Source organism: Kosakonia oryziphila, assembly GCF_900094795.1.
Classification (GTDB): domain Bacteria; phylum Pseudomonadota; class Gammaproteobacteria; order Enterobacterales; family Enterobacteriaceae; genus Kosakonia; species Kosakonia oryziphila.
The window spans coordinates 1-19,579 of the sequence record NZ_FMBC01000053.1; the positions used below are offsets into that span (position 1 = coordinate 1).

The following is a 19,579-nucleotide window of genomic DNA, read 5'->3' on the forward strand; positions in this document are numbered from 1 at the left end:
AGCAAGAGCTGTGGGGTGTCTTACTGGCTTATAATCTGGTGAGATATCAGATGATTAAAATGGCGGAACATCTGAAAGGTTACTGGCCGAATCAACTGAGTTTCTCAGAATCATGCGGAATGGTGATGAGAATGCTGATGACATTGCAGGGCGCATCACCGGGACGTATACCGGAGCTGATGCGCGATCTTGCAAGTATGGGACAACTTGTGAAATTACCGACAAGAAGGGAAAGGGCCTTCCCGAGAGTGGTAAAGGAGAGGCCCTGGAAATACCCCACAGCCCCGAAAAAGAGCCAGTCAGTTGCTTAACTGACTGGCATTACAACATCCGGTGCCATTTTCCTGTAATTCTGCAATGCGGGTATGAGGCATTCTGTGCCAAAAGATACAGGGGCTGTTAGCCTCAGTTTTCCACCAAAGGATTGCTGCAATCCTTCAGCCTGTGTTTCAGAGGCCGCCACCCTTTCCAGTATGTCATGGCATTGTTCCAGATAACTGAGGCCAAAATCGGTCAGCTTTTGCTTACGCGTTGTCCGGTTCAGCAGCCGCATTCCCAGGCGTTCCTCCAGCGCCGCTATATACTGGCCTACCATCGCCGGGGTAATGAGCAGCTTTCTTGAGGCAGCGCTCATTGAGCCAGATCTGGCCACTTCAGCAAAAACCGTCATCGACCGGAAAAGATCCATTCGATACCTTTACTTTAAAGTTATTAAATTTATAAGGCGATTATCCTTAAAAAGATATTTTATTACCATCCTGGATGTACTTAATGACATCCGGAGAATTTATGAACAGATTGCGTTTCGTGGACAAAACCGTTGTGGTTACTGGTGCCGGTAGCGGGATGGGACGGGCAGCAGCAATAAGGCTGGCATCAGAAGGCGCAAAGGTTATGCTCCTTGGCCGACAGGCAGGAGGGCTCGAAGAAGTACGTGATGAAATAAAACGCACAGGTGGCCTTTCTTATGTTTTCCCCTGTGATATCAGAAGCGAAAGCCAGGTGAAAGAGACCTTTACCGCTATTGCTTCTGTTTTCGGGCAGGTTGATGCCCTGTTTGCGAATGCAGGGTATCTCGGGGCTTTTAAACCACTGGCAGAAGCAGATATCGCAGACTTCAGTGAGCCACTGGAAACCAACCTTAACGGAACATTTCTGACGATCCGCCATTGTCTGCCTCTGATAAAGAAAGGCGCTATTCTGATCAATGCTTCCTGGACCACCGGAAGTGTGATGCCTGGCGCCGGGATTTATGCAGCAACGAAAGCAGCATTGCTTGCAATAATGCGTACACTGGCCGTGGAATGTGGTACCCGCAGTATAAGAGTGAATGCCGTCAGCCCCGGCGTCATTATTACCCCGATGGCCGCATCAGCGCTACCCGAAGAGACCGTTAATGCGCTGGCTTCTCGTTCGTTATTACAACGCAATGGAGTTCCTGAAGACATTTCAGGAACAGTAGCGTGGCTACTTTCTGATGATGCCAGTTATGTTACAGGACAGGAAATCATGGTCGATGGTGGTTTCACTATGGGTGGAATGAGGTAACAGCTTTAGAACAGGACCATGTGATGAAGATCATTTTTATGACATGGTCATTGTCTATCACTGCGATTTCTCCGCCGGGGCGTGACATCCTTCAGTGACTGAACTGTGTGATTTATAGACAAAAACTGGAAGTCTGGATATTCCTCCCGGTTATATTTTATTTTGAAAATTAGTGATTATCTGATGCTTAATAACGCTGACAGATAAACAAATAGGAAAGTGGCCCGCCAATAAGATAGGAGTCTTCATCAACTTTATCAACATCCAGTTGTAGATAAGAAGGACCTAACGTAATTTCCGCCAGCAATAGATTAAAAGACTCATCAGGCGTGTTATCGATTGTTGACTTAATAATTTTATCTATTTTATATTTATAAGTATCATTATCTACTTTAGCACCATTATTAAGCACAATTCGTCTATTAAGAATAAAGGTTTGCCCATCAACTGTCGCCTGGCCATTTAATAAAAGATAACCATCGTTCTCCGTTTCAAATCGCAAATCATGGGAGACAGCAAATTCAATGTTCTTTACCGCGCTGCGGCTGAGTTCATATCGACTAAATGTTGAGCAACGGAAAGGATAGTTTTGGGTTTGATAATTCAAAAAATAAATGCCTGAAAAAATCACGAGTAGCAATACAACTAGCGCGCAAACAAGTACAATATTGGTGCTCCTTTTCATTCCACTCTCCAGTCCATATAATAAAAATTGTCACATGAAATAATGTGTCCACTAGTATTAAGTTTACATGCTGACAGAATTGTTCTACCATAATTTTTGGTCGTTAATGATGTCATTTTATCGAAATAAAATCTACGTCCAGGATCGCAAGGTTGATGATTTTCACTGAGGATTTGAAGTATTTGCTTATCCATTGACTGGCGTTCAATAATATCCGCCCCCCGCATTAGCACAACCTCGCATCCACCTGCCAGCTTTTCGGTGCTTGACGGAATACTCAGCTTTGCAGAATGCATTCCAGAGTAATACCAGGTAGCACCTCCCAGAAGCGTTAAGGTAATAACGGCAAATAAAATGTTCCGGGTAACAGTGAATGAGTGCTGCACAATGTTATCAGTAGTGTTTGACGAAACTAATACTGCTTCATTTACCTGGTCATCAGCATGAGTCACTACTGCCGTGTTGTCGGGTAAGTTATCAGCCACAATGGTGGGTGCGATAAGCTCTCGCTCTATTTTAATCTCTGTATTAAGGCGTATCCCAATTTTAGGAATTGTGATGATTAAATTCTCGCACCCATACGCGGAAAGTGCCTTACGCAGGATACTCAGGTACTGGTTCAGGTTACTATTCGATCCACGAAGACCATATTTATCCCATACTTCGGTCAGCAAAGTATCACGCGCCAGAATTTCGCCATTAGAGTTTAGCAATTGCTCAAAAAGTCGACCTGATGGGATGCTGAGACTCAGTGATTCTTCGGTAGGAATGTGATTTAGTGTGCAATCATGTGAATTGTATGTAATTACGTCATCGATAATGTAAATCATTAGAAAATCACCGAGTTCGTGCTAATATTTCCGATATTATAATTCAACTTATTTGAAGAAGCACTATGCATACTCAAGTCTGCAGGCAAAACAGACTTTGTAGCCATTCACTTAACAACTACGCAATCAAAAAGCAGATCACCTGTAGCCGATCACCGCATCAATCAATATAACGATATATATATATATCAGGCGGTGCGCGTCTGTGCAATGCATACGGCAGAAAACTCCGGCCAAAAGACAACACTGCTGCATGATAAGCTTTTTTATACACACCGGCCCACATGACGAAAATAAAACCTTCTTTAGCCCGTAGGTCAGCGGCTGGTTGACTATCAACACAAACAACATGCGGGCTCTTATTCGGGTCGCCACCCGAGCTGGATTCGGGTTTTCGCTATATGAAAGCTGGTGTGATGCTCAGCGATTTTTATAGCCAGGACGTGGCGCACTTAATCTATTATTTAATTTTTACTACAACCGACGTTATGGGATCACTGAAGGTCGAATTTTTGGAGCTGCCATTGCCAGGCCGAATATATCTTCAAGCAGCGGATAAACCTCATACCTCGGGAGTATTTACCTGCGCAGGTAAAAATGACGGATATTTGCTATTTGTATTATTAAACTGCCGGCTCCATGCAGAAACACTACAGTGAGAGGCAATACAGAAATCACGCCAGACCATCAGCGGCTGCGTTTGGCGTGACGTTCCCAGTTATCCTTTTTTGCCTGTTCCGACTTACGCAACGCCACGTAGCAGGCACCATTGCCACCGTGATGCGGTAGCGCCGCGTAAAAGGCCTGAACATCATCAAACTCGGTCAGCCAGCGCGCCAGATAGCTGCGCACGATATTCGGATGCGCACCATCTTCACGCCCTTTGCCATGAATAATCAGCACATTACGCAGACCATCAAGCCGCGCCTGATGTATAAAGCGGAACAGCATCTGGCGACATTGCTCAATCGGCTGTCGTAGCAGATTAAGGCTTGCCTGCTGGCTGTATTTCCCCTGCCGTAGCTTATCCAGCACACCGCTTTGCAACCCTTCGCGTTTAAATTCCAGCGGCGTACCGAGAGGGATAATGTCAAGGAAACCGGTGGTGAGAAAATTATCGAGCTGTAGGGTGTCGACACGCTGCTGCGCACGAGGATTAGGTGTTCGCTGCCAGTGTATATTTGCACAGCGCTTCAGGGGCTGAACGTCCTCCATGGCGTCAAGAAAAAGCAATTTGTCGTCAGGGTTCATCAGGCAGTCCTCCATCAACTTCTGCTCATGTACTATAACGGGCGAGTAGCGCTCCCACAATGGCTCACGAGGGTTTACCTTAGTTCTGACAAATAGTTAATGTTTTCGCCCGTTTAATTGTAACAAAATAATCATAGTCAATATGAGCGTATAAATTTTACCTATCCAAAATTATTATCATTTTGACGGGCTGAATTTAAGTTAAATTATCGTGAAATCAGTCACCATTTCATACTGGAAATATTTTATCACGTCGCTATAACTATATTTATTGCACAGGGAGGACAAGCAGAAAATAACGAAAGGAAGCATCATTGTGTGTACTGTAGAGCCTGACAGATGTCGCAGGCTCTATTTTTTTGTCATCGAGAATAGATAATATATGATCTATTAGACAACGAAATATTGTTCTTTGTTATTCTGCTCTTCACCTTAGTATAGCGGAATAAACGTACTTTCGGGGTATGGTGGCACGGTAAGTCATCTGCCAGGATTAGCAAACTTTGCTACGGTTAAGGACGTCAGATGTTAACGCTACTTGAGGATAAAATATCCACCCCGCTTGGCCCGCTATGGATAGTATGCGACGAAAATTTTCATCTGCGCGCCATAGAGTGGGAAGAGCACAGCGATCGCATGAATAAGTTACTGGATATTCATTATCGCAGTGAAGGTTATCAACGAATCGCCGCAACGGATCCTGGCGGATTGAGCCAAAAACTTCGGGACTACTTTGACGGCGATCTGACCATTATCGACGCCCTACCCACGGCGACCGCCGGCACCCTCTTTCAGCGTGAGGTATGGCAGGCACTACGCACGATCCCGTGCGGCCAGGTGCTGCATTATGGTCAATTGGCAAAAACACTGGGGCGCGCAACGGCGGCGAGAGCAGTAGGAGCCGCCAATGGCTCAAACCCGATCAGTATTGTCGTACCCTGTCACCGAGTCATTGGCAGCAATGGCGCCATGACTGGCTATGCGGGCGGTGTACAGCGCAAAGAGTGGCTGTTACGTCATGAAGGCTACCTGCTATTGTGAGAAAAAGCGCATAAAAAGGCTTTTAATTAGGAAATCTTGCGATAAAAGCACTTAACGAAGTGAATGAATATCAATAAGATGATATCAATTCATCTCATTGAAGTTCGCCCGCCTGTTTTAATAATCGTGAATTGATGTTTTACCAGACTTACGTGCTCAGGAAAAAGATGTTAAAATTGACAAATATCAATTACGGCTTGAGCAGACCTATGATCCCGGAAAAGCGAATTATACGACGCATTCAGTCAGGCGGATGTGCAATCCATTGCCAGGATTGCAGTATTAGCCAGCTTTGTATCCCTTTTACGCTCAATGAGCACGAGCTGGATCAGCTCGACAACATCATTGAGCGTAAAAAGCCCATCCAGAAAGGTCAGACGCTGTTTAAAGCAGGGGATGAACTGAAATCGCTGTACGCGATCCGTTCCGGTACGATTAAGAGCTACACCATTACCGAACAGGGCGACGAGCAGATCACCGGGTTCCATCTGGCTGGCGATCTGGTCGGCTTTGACGCCATCGGTACCGCTCATCATCCCAGCTTCGCGCAGGCGCTGGAAACCTCAATGGTCTGTGAAATCCCCTTTGAGACGCTAGACGATCTTTCCGGCAAAATGCCCAACCTGCGTCAGCAGATGATGCGTCTGATGAGTGGTGAAATCAAAGGCGACCAGGACATGATCCTGTTGCTGTCGAAGAAAAATGCTGAAGAGCGTCTGGCGGCGTTTATCTACAATCTCTCGCGTCGTTTTGCCCAGCGTGGCTTCTCACCGCGCGAGTTCCGTTTGACCATGACCCGTGGTGATATTGGTAACTACCTGGGGCTGACAGTAGAAACCATTAGCCGTCTGCTCGGCCGCTTCCAGAAGAGCGGAATGCTGGCGGTGAAAGGTAAATATATCACTATTGAAAACAGTGATATGCTGGCGCAGCTGGCTGGCCACACGCGCAACGTCGCCTGAGTTTTTTCTCCTGTCTTCAGACCCTTTGCCGGACTGTGTAATTTTCGTGATTTATTGATCTGGCAAAGGGTTTTCCCTGTTTCATTCAGTACTTATGGGTTATCTTTGTATCTACAGACTGTGGTGACAGATGTAAGGAGACCCTGTATGGCTAAGTATCAAAATATGTTGGTCGCCATCGACCCGAACCAGGACGATCAGCCAGCGTTACGGCGTGCTGTGTATTTGCATCAACGGATTGGTGGCCGCATCAAAGCCTTTTTGCCAATCTATGATTTCTCTTACGAAATGACTACCCTTCTGTCCCCCGATGAACGCACCGCTATGCGGCAGGGCGTAATTAGCCAGCGTACTGCGTGGATCCGCGAGCAGGCGAAATTTTATATTGATTCGGGCGTGCCGATTGAGATCAAAGTGGTCTGGCATAACCGCCCCTTCGAAGCCATCATCCAGGAAGTGATTTCCGGTGGCCATGATTTATTGCTGAAAATGACCCACCAGCACGATCGGCTGGAATCGGTTATTTTCACCCCAACGGACTGGCATCTGTTGCGCAAATGCCCTTGTCCGGTATGGATGGTCAAAGATCAGCCCTGGCCGGAAGGTGGTCGCGCCGTGGTGGCGGTCAATCTTGCCAGTGAAGAGCTGTATCACAATTCGCTGAACGAAAAGCTGGTCAAAGAGACGTTGCAATTGGCCGAACAGGTCAACCATACCGAAGTGCATATTGTCGGTGCTTACCCGGTTACACCAATCAATATCGCCATTGAATTGCCGGAATTTGATCCCAGCGTGTACAACGATGCTATACGTGGTCAGCATCTGCTGGCAATGAAAGCGCTGCGGCAGAAATTCGGCATTGATGAGAAACTGACACATGTCGAGAAAGGGTTACCGGAAGAGGTGATCCCGGACCTTGCCGAGCACTTACAAGCAGGGATTGTGGTACTGGGCACCATCGGGCGAACCGGGATTTCTGCGGCGTTCCTCGGTAATACGGCCGAACAGGTAATCGATCATCTGCGCTGCGACCTATTGGTCATCAAACCGGATGAATACCAAAGCCCGATCGAACTGGACGACGAAGACGATTAAATGTAACCCCGCAATGAAGTGAACCCCATCTGTTGGAGCATCCAACTTTTCGGGTTCACTTCAGTAAGACGGTTTTTTATACTGCCGGTTCACCGCGCTGCTCAGCCGCCTGTTTTTCTACCGCCAGCCCACCTTTTACCACTACACACGGCAGCGCCAGTGCGATCCCCTCTTCTGCCAGTTTTTCCATAATGCGGATATTAATTTCCTGCTGAATATCCATGTACTTGTTGTAATCCGCCGTGTTGACGATATGCACAACCTCAACATTCAGCCGATCGGCAGCGAATCCCTGAAAATGTGCACGGTCAAACTTCGTTTCACCTACGTCGTTAATAATGGCCCGCACCATTTCACTCACTTTCCGCAGTTTGTCCGGCGGCGTACTGACGGCCAGACCGAAGGTGAAAACGATACGTCGTGTCTGCATGCGCTTATAGTTATGCAGCGTTTGTTGCAGCAAAATCGCATTGCCGCAGACGATTTGCTCGCCACTCAGGCTACGGATACGCGTGGTTTTAAGACCAATATGCTCAATGGTGCCGGCAACATCATTAAACACCACGAAATCGCCAATTTCGAAAGGCTTATCGAAACCAATGGAGAGCGAGGCAAAGACATCGCTGAGAATGGTCTGTACAGCGAGCGCAATCGCAATACCGCCAACACCGAGGCTGGCAACCAGCGCAGTGATATTGACGCCCGCGTTCGCCAGAATCGACAACAGCATGATGGTCCACAACATCATACGCAGCAACAGACCGGCAATCACCATGGTCACCGGATTTCGGCTTGCGCCAGGCGTATACATCAAATGGCGCATCCACGACACCACACCCTGATCAAGCCAGATGGCTATCTGAATCGCCAGTACTAAAAACCAGGCGTGTCCGAGGGTGTTAAACAGCCTGTCGGGGAGAGCGATGAAACGCAGGCTAAACAGTAACGCAGCAATAAAGAGAAGAAATTGACTGGTACGGCTGAGCATATCAACCAGCACATGCTGCATCTTGCCGACACCGCGTTGTCTCTCGCTCCAGTTATGCGCTCCTTTCATCACCATCTTAAGTAAGCGCGTAAACAGCCAGTAAACCACCAGCGTGACTACCACCACTGTTGACAGGCCTGCCCAGAATGCGGGTGACATCAATAAAGATATAAAGTCAAAATGAGGCAAAAACGTCATCCGTCCTCCACATAAGAACATGAAGAAAGAAGTATAGTCGCTCTGCATCTGCTGGTTACGGGCAAAAAAATACCGCTCCGAAGAGCGGTATGTGTAAGCGGTATAACTTACAGCGCTTTGAGGATAGCATCGACGCTGGCTTTGGCATCGCCAAACAGCATCTGCGTATTCTCTTTGAAGAACAGCGGGTTTTGTACGCCAGCATAGCCGGTGTTCATCGAGCGTTTAAAGACAATTACGTTCTGCGCTTTCCATACTTCCAGCACCGGCATCCCGGCAATGGGACTCTTCGGATCGTCCTGCGCCGCCGGGTTAACGGTATCGTTAGCGCCGATCACCAGCACCGTATCGGTATCGGCGAAATCATCGTTGATCTCATCCATTTCCAGCACGATGTCGTACGGCACTTTCGCTTCCGCCAGCAGCACGTTCATATGGCCAGGCAGACGCCCGGCGACCGGGTGAATACCAAAGCGCACTTTCACGCCGCGCGCACGCAGTTTTTCGGTGATTTCCGCCACCGGATACTGCGCCTGCGCCACCGCCATCCCATAGCCCGGGGTGATGATCACCGAGTGCGAATTTTTCAGTAGTTCGGCAGTCTCTTCTGCGTTAATTTCGCGATGCTCGCCAACTTCTTCATCACTACCGGATGAAGAACCGTCGGTACCAAAACCACCTGCAATCACGCTGATAAAGGAGCGGTTCATCGCTTTACACATAATGTAAGAGAGGATCGCACCCGACGAACCAACCAGCGCACCGGTCACTATCAGCAGGTCATTGCTAAGCATAAAGCCCGCCGCCGCCGCCGCCCAACCGGAGTAGGAGTTCAACATGGAAACCACCACCGGCATATCCGCACCGCCGATGGACGCTACCAGATGCCAGCCGAACAACAGCGCAATGATGGTCATCAGCAGCAGAGCCAGAACTTGCAGGCCGACGCTGTCGGTACGTACAAACACCAGCAGCAGAACAAAAGAGACGACCAACGCTGCAAGGTTCATTTTATGACGATGCGGCAGCATCAGCGGTTTAGACGAGATTTTACCGCGCAGTTTGCCGAACGCTACGATGGAACCGGTAAAGGTCACCGCACCAATAAAGATGCCGAGGAACACTTCGGTCAGGTGAATATTCACCAGCACCGGTTCCAGGCCCGCATCGTGGTACAGGTAGCTGTTAAAGCCGACCAGCACCGCAGCCAGACCAACAAAGCTGTGCAGTACTGCCACCAGCTCCGGCATTTCGGTCATTTCAACTTTCTTCGCCAGGCGAATACCTATCGCGCCACCGATGATCATGGCCACCAGAATCCAGGCAACGTTTCCAGTATCCGGGCCAAAGATGGTGGCAATCAGCGCAATCGCCATCCCTGCGATACCGAAGTTATTACCCTGCTGGGAGGTTTCGTGCTTAGAAAGCCCCGCCAGGCTGAAAATAAACAGGATCGCGGCAACAATGTATGCAGCAGTAACTAATCCTCCAGACATCTGTTACCCCTTAGTTCTTCCGGAACATTTTCAGCATGCGCTGAGTGACGGTGAAACCACCAAAAATATTAATGCTGGCAATCAGTACCGCAATAAAGCTTAAAAAGCTGACCCAGCCGCCATGGCCGATCTGCAACAGCGCGCCGACGACAATAATGCCGGAAATCGCGTTGGTTACCGACATTAACGGCGTATGCAACGCGTGCGACACATTCCACACCACGTAGTAACCCACCACGCACGAAAGCGCGAAGACAGTAAAGTGACCGAGGAACTCTTTCGGCGCGACATCCGCCAGCCAGCCAAACAGGATGATCGCCAGCGCCATCAGCGCATACTTACGCCACGGCGAAACCGGTTTGGCTTCTTCTTTCGGCGCAGCAGTCACTTTTGGGGTTGCCTGCGGCTGTGCGGAAACCTGAATCGGCGGTGCCGGCCAAGTGATTTCGCCGTCGCGAACCACGGTTACACCACGCACCACGACATCATCAAAGTTGACCACCACATTGCCGTCTTTTTCCACACACAGTAGTTTCAGCAAGTTCACCAGGTTGGTGCCGTAAAGCTGGGAGGACTGTGTCGGCAAGCGGCCTGGCAGATCGGTATAACCGATCACTTTTACGCCGTTAGCCGTGGTGCTAATTTCATTCGGCACGGTATATTCGCAGTTACCGCCGTTTTGTGACGCCAGATCGACAATCACGCTACCCGGCTTCATGGAATCGACCATTTCACGGGTAATTAGCTTCGGTGCCGGTTTACCAGGGATAAGCGCGGTGGTGACGATGATATCGACATCCTTCGCCTGCGCTGCAAACAGTTCCATCTCCGCCTTAATAAAGGCTTCGGACATCACTTTTGCGTAGCCGTCGCCGCTGCCCGCTTCCTCTTCGAAATCGAGTTCCAGGAATTCGGCGCCCATACTTTGCACCTGCTCCTTCACTTCCGGACGGGTATCGAAGGCACGGACAATCGCGCCAAGGCTATTGGCGGCGCCGATGGCGGCCAGACCGGCGACGCCCGCGCCGATAACCATCACTTTTGCCGGCGGAACTTTCCCTGCCGCAGTGATCTGCCCGGTAAAGAAGCGCCCAAACTCATGCGCAGCTTCAACAATGGCACGGTAACCCGCAATATTCGCCATTGAGCTGAGCGCATCCAGCGATTGCGCGCGCGAGATACGCGGTACGGAATCCATCGCCATCACAGTCACGTTGCGCGCCGCCAACTTCTCCATCAGCGCAGGGTTCTGCGCAGGCCAGATAAAGCTGACCAGCGTCGTGCCCGGATTGAGCCGTGCGATCTCTTCATCGTTCGGCGCGTTCACTTTCAGGATCACGTCGGAATGCCAGACGTTGCTACTATCGACTATCGTTGCCCCTGCCAGAGTAAACGCATCGTCATCAAAACTTGCCAGCTTGCCCGCGCCGCTTTCAACCGCAACGCTGAAACCCAATTTAAGCAATTGCTCGACCGTTTTCGGTGTCGCCGCAACGCGGGTTTCATTGGCCAACCGTTCTTTAGGTACACCAATACGCATAGTTTTCCCTTCCATCGGATTTAGATGATGGTTTGTCAGTCGTCCCGAAGGCATTTACCTCTGTTTTCACAAAAGCCCCGGAAAATAAAACAGTAACAAACTTTCTATAACCTACTGAAAATAACGCCTGTGATCCACAGCCGAAAAAAAGAAATTATGCTTTTATCGGCGAATATGAATGACAGAGGGATTCTGGCAGGGTTATTTTCCTTAAATTCGCTATAACAGGCCGATATTCCGCTCAAGCGAAGCGGCAAAACACGATTAATCTCCAGCGAAGAGCCGTCATTTAACAATGTATTAACGTTAAAAGTTGTATGCTATATCGCTTTTGCTGGTCAAGCGTCTGTTTTTTCAACATATCACTAAATGTTATCGTTTTTTGCCTCCTCATCGCACAGTCAGTGAAAAATGACGCAGACAGTGGCGCTGTTTAAATGCAATAATCACCGACGTTTTCCCAACAACAACACCAGTTTATGGTTTGCGCAAGGCGAAGGACTATTTTTATGAAGCTTAAGTATACCCTCCTGGCGTCAGCTCTTTTATCTGCCACAGTGATGACAGCGAACGCAGCCACGGAGTTAACACCGGAGCAGGCAGAGGCAGTAAAACCTTACGATCGTATCGTTATTATCGGTCGCTTTAATGCCATTGGCGATGCCGTCAGCGCGGCATCCAAACGCGCGGATAAAGAAGGCGCAGCGGCATTTTATGTTGTAGACACTTCTGATGCGGGCAACAGCGGCAACCAACGTGCTACCGTCGATCTCTATAAAGCCGACGCTGCAAAAGCAGAACGTCCGGCTTTCCGCGTGATCAACGGCGTAACAGAATTACCTAAAGATGTCGCCATCGCGCTTGAGCCGTACGATACCGTCACCGTTCAGGGCTTCTATCGCACACAGCCTGAAGTCAACGACGCCATCACCAAAGCCGCCAGCGCAAAAGGCGCAGCGTCTTTCTTTATCGTTCGCCAGGTTGATGCGAACCAGGGCGGTAACCAGCTCATCACCGCTTTCATCTATAAAGCTGACGCCAAAAAACGCGTTATCCAGAGCGCAGATGCCATTCCGCGTGATTCTGACGCGGGCCGGGCTGCGCTGGCTAAAGGCGGTGAAGAAGCGAAGAAAGTGGAAATCCCGGGCGTGGCCAGCGATGCAACAGCAGGCGTGGGTGTTGGTCGTTTCTTCGAAACGCAATCCACATCCGGCGGACGTTACAGCGTCACACTGCCTGATGGTACCAAAATCGAAGAATTGAACAAAATCACGGCTGCGCAGATGGTACCGTTTGACAGTATCAAGTTTACCGGCAACTACGGCAACATGACGGAAATCTCCTATCAGGTTGCGAAACGTGCCGCGCAGAAAGGCGCGAAGTATTACCACATCACGCGTCAGTGGTCAGAAAGCGGCAACAACATGACCATCAGCGCCGACCTCTACAAGTAAGCGCATTCCAGAATCAGGCGGCTTCGGCCGCTTTTTTTTCGCTTTTTCGCAAAATTGTCATCGACAGCATTGCATGCCCTTAAGACACTCCGTAAAATCCCGCGCCTCAGTGATATCCACCATATTTATGCGCCACGGCAAAATAATTATTCTGGATTAGCCGCATTTGTTGACAGGATAACAATGGAAAAAAAACTAGGCCTTAGCGCTTTAACTGCGCTGGTTTTGAGCTCCATGCTCGGCGCTGGCGTATTTAGCCTGCCGCAGAATATGGCGGAAGTCGCCAGTCCGGCCGCGTTGATCATCGGCTGGGTGATCACTGGCGTGGGGATACTGCTGCTCGCCTTTGCGATGCTGATTTTGACTCGTATCCGCCCGGATCTGGATGGCGGTATCTTTACCTACGCCCGCGAAGGGTTCGGCGAGCTGATCGGCTTCTGCTCGGCCTGGGGATACTGGCTATGTGCGGTTATTGCTAACGTCTCTTATCTGGTGATTGTCTTTTCCGCGCTGAGTTTCTTTACCGATACTCCCGCGTTGCGTCTGTTTGGCGATGGAAATACCTGGCAATCGATCGTCGGCGCGTCTGCGTTGCTGTGGATTGTTCACGCGCTGGTCCTGCGCGGCGTGCAGACAGCGGCAAGCATTAATCTTGCCGCCACGCTGGCGAAACTGGTGCCGCTTGGATTGTTTGTCGTGCTGGCGGCGCTGGCATTTAACCTCGACAAGTTCCGTCTGGACTTCAGCGGTATCGCGATCGGCGTTCCTGTCTGGGAACAGGTAAAAAACACCATGCTGATCACCTTGTGGGTGTTTATCGGTGTGGAAGGCGCCGTGGTAGTATCAGCAAGAGCGCGTAATAAACAGGACGTTGGTCGCGCCACCCTGCTGGCGGTGTTGGCAGCACTTATGGTCTATCTGCTGGTCACCCTGCTTTCTCTCGGGGTGATTCCACGTCCGGAACTGGCAGAAATGCGCAACCCGTCAATGGCCGGGTTGATGGTCAGGCTACTCGGTAGCTGGGGAGAAGTGGTAATTGCCGCCGGATTGATTATCTCCGTATGCGGCGCTTATTTGAGCTGGACCATTATGGCCGCTGAAGTTCCACTGCTGGCGGCGACGCATAAAGCCTTCCCACGCATTTTTGCGCACCAGAATAGAAACAACGCCCCAGCCGCCTCGCTATGGCTGACCAATTGCAGCGTGCAGGTCTGCCTGGTGCTGATCTGGCTTACCGGCTCGGATTACAACACACTGCTGACCATCGCCTCGGAGATGATTCTGGTGCCCTATTTCCTCGTGGGCGCCTTCCTGCTGAAAATGGCCCGCCGCCCGCTGCACCAGGCGGTCGCCATTGGTGCCTGCCTGTACGGATTGTGGTTGCTGTACGCCTCCGGGCCGATGCACCTGTTACTCTCCGTGGTGCTTTACGCACCGGGTCTGCTGGTCTTTATGTATGCCCGTCACACGCACAAAGTGACCGATGCGCTGAAACAGAGGGAAAAAGCGCTGATCGGCCTGCTGCTGGTTGCCGCTGTTCCGGCAACCTGGATGCTGGTGCGTTAATGGGTACGGCTCCAGACAAAAATTAACATCGAGGCGCTGAGGCACCAGCACAATACTGCGCAACCCAGCGCCGGCCAGACGCGCATCATACTGGTGAAATACCACAGCGACAGCAGATAGACAAAATAGGGAATGATCGCCCACATGCCGAACACGATAGTAGTGCGCAATGCTTCCACGCCGCGTTCGGTTGCCACAATATAGTGAGCGATCAACGCGAAGGTCGGGAACAGTGGGATCAGCCCGGCAATATAATAATTTTTTGTTTTTGCTAATACACCGATCAACAGCACCACCAGCGCACCAAGCACAGCTTTAAAAAACAGCCCCATAATTTTCCCTTTAACGCTTTAACAACAATAACCTACAGCGTAACTGAACGTATAGCTTTCAGAAAAGAGTAATAGCAGCTTACCGCAAGGCGGTGTATGTTTACGTTTTTATCTATAACATCGGCATATGAATAAGATAGTTTTTGTGGAAGATGATCCGGAAGTCGGCGCGCTGATTGCGGCTTATCTGGGCAAGCACGACATGAATGTCATTGTCGAACCGCGTGGCGATCGCGCCGAAGAGGTGATCGCCCGTGAAAAACCGGAGCTGGTGCTGCTGGATATTATGCTGCCGGGTAAAGACGGTATGACGCTGTGCCGCGACCTGCGAAGCCAGTGGAACGGCCCGATTGTGTTGCTCACCTCGCTCGATAGTGATATGAACCATATTCTGTCGCTGGAAATGGGTGCCAACGACTACATACTCAAAACCACGCCACCTGCGGTGCTGCTGGCCCGTTTGCGGTTGCATTTGCGACAGCGCACTGGCGTCGTAGCGGAACCTGCGGCTCCGTCGTTGAAGCAGCACAAAGCCATCAGCTTCGGCACGTTGTCGATCGATCCTGTTAACCGCCAGGTGCTGCTGGCAGGCGAGCAGATTTCGCTCTCGACGGCAGATTTCGAACTGCTGTGGGAACTGGCAACCCACGCAGGGCAAATCATGGACCGGGACGCGCTGTTGAAAAACCTGCGCGGTGTCAGTTATGACGGCATGGATCGCAGCGTTGATGTGGCGATCTCCCGCCTACGGAAAAAGCTGCTCGACAGTGCCACCGAACCTTATCGTATCAAAACCGTCCGTAACAAAGGCTACCTGTTCGCGCCGCACGCGTGGGACAACTGAAGCTCTTAACCAGGTGTCACGATGAAAAAACTGTTCGTCCAGTTTTACCTTTTGCTGTTCGTCTGTTTTCTGGTCATGACGATGCTGGTGGGTCTGGTTTATAAATTTACCGCCGAGCGCGCAGGACGTCAGTCGCTGGACGATCTGATGAAAAGCTCTCTCTATTTAATGCGCAGCGAACTGCGCGAAATCCCGCCACACCAATGGGCCAAGACACTGAAAGAGCTGGATCTGAATTTGTCATTCAATCTGCGCATTGAACCGATGAATAAATTCACTCTGAAGGAGCCCGCAGCTCAACGGTTGCGCGAAGGCGATATTGTGGCGCTGGATTCTGAATATACTTTTATTCAGCGCATTCCTCGCAGCCATTATGTGCTGGCTGTCGGTCCAGTGCCTTATCTCTTTTTCCTGCACGAAACGCGGCTGCTGGATATGTCGCTGATGGCGCTGATTGCCATCTCACTCGCCTTTCCGGTGTTTATCTGGATGCGTCCGCACTGGCAGGAGATGCTGCGGCTGGAATCTGCCGCGCAGCGTTTTGGTGACGGTCATCTGGAGGAACGCATTCATTTCGACAGTAATTCCAGCTTTGAGCGGCTCGGCATCGCCTTTAACCAGATGGCTGATAACATCAATGCGCTGATCGCCAGTAAAAAACATTTGATTGACGGTATCGCCCACGAGCTGCGTACGCCGCTGGTCAGGCTACGCTACCGGCTGGAGATGAGCGATAATCTGAGCGAAGCCGAACACGCGGCGCTAAACCGTGATATCGGGCAACTGGAAGCATTAATTGAAGAACTGCTGACCTATGCACGGCTCGATCGCCCGCAAACTGAATTGAAACTCACTACCCCGGATCTGCCCGCCTGGTTTCACAGCTATATGGATGATGCCCGCAGTATGAACCCACAACACACATTGTTGCTGACTGCCACGCCGGGCGAAGAATATGGTGCGCTCGATATGCGCTTGATGGAGCGCGTGCTGGATAATCTGGTAAATAATGCACTGCGTTACAGCCAGCAAACCGTGAGGGTCACCTTACAACGCCAGGGCTCGCAGGCCAGCATGACTGTGGAAGATGATGGTCCGGGTATTGCGCCCGAAGAGCGCCAGCGCGTGTTCGAGCCTTTTGTCCGCCTCGATCCCAGCCGCGATCGCGCAACCGGCGGCTGCGGTCTGGGGCTGGCTATTGTGCATTCAATAGCTCAGGCTTTCGGCGGTGAAGTCAGTTGCTCGCAAAGCGAATTGGGCGGAGCGCAATTTACTTTTAGCTGGCCCATCTACCACCACGTTTCACTGCCCTCCTGAACTGCAGCGGCGCAGTAGCCGAATGTTGGCACCTGTGCTATAAATTAAATAGTATGTTGTAACTAATGGAGGTATCAGGATGGCGGCGCTGGATCTTATCGAACGTCTGAACACCACGTTTCGGCAGCTTGAACATGAACTCGGCGCATTGAAAGCGGCGCTGGCGGAGTGCCGTCTGATGGCCGGGCGCGTCTTCACCTTGCCGGAAATTGCCAAAGGTGCAGAGCATAATCCCCTGCCTACTATTCATGTCAAACAACATATTGGCCGACGCGCAGCAGAGCTGGCGCTCAACCACTATACGCATCTGTTCATTCAGCAGCAGTCGGAGAACCGCAGCAGCAAAGCCGCAGTGCGGCTACCGGGTGTAATGTGTTATCAAACCAATGAGGCGACGCGTCAGGCGCTGGAACAGCGTATCAGCGCAATCAATTCATTGAAACTGACCTTTGAACGGATTGTCACCGTGGAATCAGGGCTGGTGCCTGCCGCACGTTTTGAGTGGGTACATCGTCATTTACCGGGACTGATCACCCTGAATGCCTACCGAACGCTGACGTTGATCCATTCTCCCGCTACCATCCGTTTCGGCTGGGCCAATAAGCACATCATCAAAAATCTCACGCGAGACGCGGTGCTAACGCAACTGGAGAAAAGCCTGAAATCACCACGCGCTGTTTCAGCCTTCACACGGGAGCAATGGCTGGCGAAAGTCGAACAGGAGTACAACGATATTGCCGCACTGCCAAAGCAGGCGCGGCTGAAAATTAAACGCCCGGTGAAGGTACAACCGATTGCGCGTATCTGGTATTCCGGTTCGCAAAAGCAGGTGCAATACGCTTGCCCGACACCGATGATCGCGCTGATTTCAGAGGAAAATGGCGGGACAGTGCCGGATATTGGCGAACTGCTGGATTACAACGCCGATAATATACAGCACCGTTTCAAACCGCAGGCGCAGCCGTTGACACTGTTGATCCCACGGCTGCACCTTTATCTGGCCAGTTAGGCCTGTTTCATGCTGCCGACCATCGACTCCGGGCGTACCCAGTTGTCAAACTCGGCCTCTGTCAGGTAACCAAGTGCCAGCGCCGAGGCTTTCAGTGTCAGCCCCTCTTTATGGGCTTTTTTAGCAATTTCCGCCGCTTTGTCGTAGCCGATATGCGTATTCAGCGCCGTCACCAGCATTAACGACTCATTGAGCAACTGGTTGATACGCGCGCGATTGGGCTCAATGCCCACCGCGCAATGCTTGTTGAAGCTCGCCATTCCGTCGGCCAATAAACGCACCGATTGCAGGAAATTATGGATAATCAGCGGACGGAACACATTCAGCTCGAAGTTGCCGGATGCGCCGCCAATGTTGACCGCAACGTCATTGCCCAGCACCTGGCTGCACAGCATGGTCATCGCTTCACACTGCGTCGGGTTAACTTTGCCCGGCATAATCGAACTACCCGGCTCGTTTTCGGGAATGGCGATTTCGCCGATGCCGCAGCGCGGGCCGGAAGCCAGCCAGCGCACATCGTTGGCGATTTTCATCAGCGATGCAGCCAGCCCTTTTAACGCGCCGTGAGCATGTACCAGCGCATCACAGGTGGCCAGCGCCTCGAATTTATTGGGCGCAGTGATAAACGGTTGTTGCGTGAAACTCGCCAGCTCTTTCGCCACACGCTCTGCATATTCCGGGTGCGTATTCAGCCCCGTGCCGACCGCAGTTCCGCCCAGCGCCAACTCACTTAAATGCGGCAGACTTAATTCGATATGCTTAAGGTTGTGTTCCAGCATCGCGACCCAACCGGAGATCTCCTGACCAAGCGTCAGCGGCGTTGCATCCTGTAAGTGGGTGCGACCTATTTTAACAATGTCAGCGAAAGCGCGTGACTTTTCCGCAAGCGTTTTTTTCAGCGCCAGCAAGTGCGGCAGAAGGTGTTCACGCACGGCAATCACCGCCGCAACATGCATCGCGGTAGGAAAAACGTCGTTGGAACTCTGGCTTTTGTTTACGTCATCATTAGGGTGGATTTTGCGATCCATGCCGCGCACGCCGCCGAGGATCTCGCTGCCGCGATTCGCCAGAACCTCGTTCATGTTCATGTTGCTCTGAGTGCCGGAGCCGGTCTGCCAGATGGCGAGCGGAAACTCATCGGGATGCTTGCCCGCCAGTACTTCATCTGCCGCCGCGATAATCGCGCGAGCCTTCTCTTCAGGCAACAACCCCAGATCCTGATTCACCTTCGCCGCTGCACGCTTGGTCAGCGCCAGCGCGTGGATCAGCGAGACCGGCATTTTCTCGGTGGAAATGCGGAAATGCTCCAGCGACCGCTGGGTTTGCGCTCCCCACAGTTTATCGGCCGGAACATTGATGGTGCCCATCGAATCTTTCTCACTGCGATGCGTTGTCATTACTTTCTCCTTGGCTACAAAGTGGT

The 19,579-nt window shown here is 51.0% G+C and carries 18 protein-coding genes and 1 pseudogene; 10 read left to right on the forward strand and 9 right to left on the reverse strand.

What is annotated here, in order from left to right; translation table 11 throughout:
- Window positions 1–311: pseudogene (locus GA0061070_RS20175) on the forward strand (IS4 family transposase); the annotation flags it as partial.
- On the opposite strand, the gene GA0061070_RS20180 reads toward GA0061070_RS20175, so the two are convergent.
- A complete protein-coding gene (locus tag GA0061070_RS20180) occupies window positions 308–688 on the reverse strand; it encodes a LysR family transcriptional regulator (protein ID WP_244153176.1) in 381 nt (126 codons plus the stop codon). The pseudogene GA0061070_RS20175 and the gene GA0061070_RS20180 overlap by 4 nt on opposite strands.
- A gap of 101 nt (window positions 689–789) precedes the next feature.
- Here GA0061070_RS20180 and GA0061070_RS20185 point away from each other — a divergent pair, with 101 nt between their 5' ends.
- Window positions 790–1,548 (forward strand): SDR family NAD(P)-dependent oxidoreductase, encoded by a 759-nt coding sequence (locus tag GA0061070_RS20185; protein ID WP_090137816.1) that lies wholly within the window; start codon window positions 790–792, stop codon window positions 1,546–1,548.
- 187 nt (window positions 1,549–1,735) lie between these two features.
- Here the strand turns inward: GA0061070_RS20185 and GA0061070_RS20190 are convergent, their stop codons facing one another.
- The 3 genes from GA0061070_RS20190 to smrA all read right to left on the reverse strand — a co-directional run bounded on the left by GA0061070_RS20190 (window position 1,736) and on the right by smrA (window position 4,314).
- Window positions 1,736–2,233 (reverse strand): FidL-like protein, encoded by a 498-nt coding sequence (locus GA0061070_RS20190; protein WP_090137818.1) that lies wholly within the window; start codon window positions 2,231–2,233, stop codon window positions 1,736–1,738.
- Window positions 2,230–3,063, reverse strand: a complete 834-nt coding sequence (locus GA0061070_RS20195; protein ID WP_139109804.1) for a winged helix-turn-helix domain-containing protein — start codon at window positions 3,061–3,063, stop codon at window positions 2,230–2,232. The genes GA0061070_RS20190 and GA0061070_RS20195 overlap by 4 nt, the downstream gene beginning before the upstream one ends.
- Window positions 3,064–3,750: 687 nt before the next feature.
- On the reverse strand, window positions 3,751–4,314 hold the full coding sequence (smrA, locus tag GA0061070_RS20200) for a DNA endonuclease SmrA (RefSeq protein ID WP_090137866.1): 564 nt from the start codon (window positions 4,312–4,314) through the stop codon (window positions 3,751–3,753).
- A 525-nt stretch (window positions 4,315–4,839) separates the two neighbouring features.
- On the opposite strand from smrA, the gene ogt reads away from it, so the two are divergent.
- From ogt to uspE, 3 genes are all read left to right on the forward strand, one after another.
- Entirely contained in the window at window positions 4,840–5,355 is a 516-nt protein-coding gene (ogt, locus tag GA0061070_RS20205; protein WP_090137820.1) for a methylated-DNA--[protein]-cysteine S-methyltransferase, read from the forward strand.
- 209 nt (window positions 5,356–5,564) lie between these two features.
- Complete coding sequence (fnr, locus tag GA0061070_RS20210; RefSeq protein ID WP_007374819.1) at window positions 5,565–6,317, forward strand: fumarate/nitrate reduction transcriptional regulator Fnr; 753 nt, start codon at window positions 5,565–5,567, stop codon at window positions 6,315–6,317.
- 147 nt (window positions 6,318–6,464) lie between these two features.
- Window positions 6,465–7,412, forward strand: coding sequence for a universal stress protein UspE (gene uspE, locus GA0061070_RS20215; protein ID WP_090137822.1), 948 nt, complete (start codon window positions 6,465–6,467; stop codon window positions 7,410–7,412).
- Between the two features lie 76 nt (window positions 7,413–7,488).
- Here uspE and GA0061070_RS20220 read toward each other — a convergent pair whose 3' ends face one another.
- The 3 genes from GA0061070_RS20220 to pntA all read right to left on the reverse strand — a co-directional run bounded on the left by GA0061070_RS20220 (window position 7,489) and on the right by pntA (window position 11,634).
- A complete protein-coding gene (locus GA0061070_RS20220; RefSeq protein ID WP_090137824.1) occupies window positions 7,489–8,598 on the reverse strand; it encodes a mechanosensitive ion channel family protein in 1,110 nt (369 codons plus the stop codon).
- A gap of 107 nt (window positions 8,599–8,705) precedes the next feature.
- Complete coding sequence (gene pntB / locus GA0061070_RS20225; RefSeq protein WP_090137826.1) at window positions 8,706–10,094, reverse strand: Re/Si-specific NAD(P)(+) transhydrogenase subunit beta; 1,389 nt, start codon at window positions 10,092–10,094, stop codon at window positions 8,706–8,708.
- A gap of 10 nt (window positions 10,095–10,104) precedes the next feature.
- Window positions 10,105–11,634, reverse strand: a complete 1,530-nt coding sequence (gene pntA / locus GA0061070_RS20230) for a Re/Si-specific NAD(P)(+) transhydrogenase subunit alpha (RefSeq protein ID WP_090137828.1) — start codon at window positions 11,632–11,634, stop codon at window positions 10,105–10,107.
- Between the two features lie 509 nt (window positions 11,635–12,143).
- Here pntA and ydgH point away from each other — a divergent pair.
- Window positions 12,144–13,088: a DUF1471 family protein YdgH gene (gene ydgH, locus GA0061070_RS20240; RefSeq protein WP_090137830.1), complete on the forward strand. Its 945-nt coding sequence runs from the start codon at window positions 12,144–12,146 to the stop codon at window positions 13,086–13,088.
- Between the two features lie 183 nt (window positions 13,089–13,271).
- Window positions 13,272–14,654, forward strand: coding sequence for an amino acid permease (locus GA0061070_RS20245; RefSeq protein ID WP_090137832.1), 1,383 nt, complete (start codon window positions 13,272–13,274; stop codon window positions 14,652–14,654).
- Here GA0061070_RS20245 and GA0061070_RS20250 read toward each other — a convergent pair.
- Complete coding sequence (locus tag GA0061070_RS20250) at window positions 14,651–14,986, reverse strand: GlpM family protein (RefSeq protein ID WP_090137834.1); 336 nt, start codon at window positions 14,984–14,986, stop codon at window positions 14,651–14,653. The two genes, GA0061070_RS20245 and GA0061070_RS20250, sit on opposite strands and share 4 nt — an antisense overlap.
- Before the next feature lie 127 nt (window positions 14,987–15,113).
- Here GA0061070_RS20250 and rstA point away from each other — a divergent pair, with 127 nt between their 5' ends.
- The 3 genes from rstA to tus all read left to right on the forward strand — a co-directional run bounded on the left by rstA (window position 15,114) and on the right by tus (window position 18,156).
- Window positions 15,114–15,830, forward strand: coding sequence for a two-component system response regulator RstA (gene rstA, locus GA0061070_RS20255; RefSeq protein WP_090137836.1), 717 nt, complete (start codon window positions 15,114–15,116; stop codon window positions 15,828–15,830).
- 21 nt (window positions 15,831–15,851) lie between these two features.
- Window positions 15,852–17,147 carry a two-component system sensor histidine kinase RstB gene (gene rstB, locus GA0061070_RS20260; protein ID WP_090137838.1) on the forward strand — a complete coding sequence of 432 codons (1,296 nt, stop codon included), beginning with the start codon at window positions 15,852–15,854 and terminating at the stop codon, window positions 17,145–17,147.
- Between the two features lie 79 nt (window positions 17,148–17,226).
- The gene (gene tus, locus GA0061070_RS20265; RefSeq protein ID WP_090137840.1) at window positions 17,227–18,156 is read left to right on the forward strand and encodes a DNA replication terminus site-binding protein; all 930 of its coding nucleotides are present in this window, start codon (window positions 17,227–17,229) and stop codon (window positions 18,154–18,156) included.
- Here the strand turns inward: tus and fumC are convergent.
- Window positions 18,153–19,553 carry a class II fumarate hydratase gene (gene fumC, locus GA0061070_RS20270; protein ID WP_090137842.1) on the reverse strand — a complete coding sequence of 467 codons (1,401 nt, stop codon included), beginning with the start codon at window positions 19,551–19,553 and terminating at the stop codon, window positions 18,153–18,155. The two genes, tus and fumC, sit on opposite strands and share 4 nt — an antisense overlap.
- Between the last annotated feature and the right edge of the window lie 26 nt (window positions 19,554–19,579).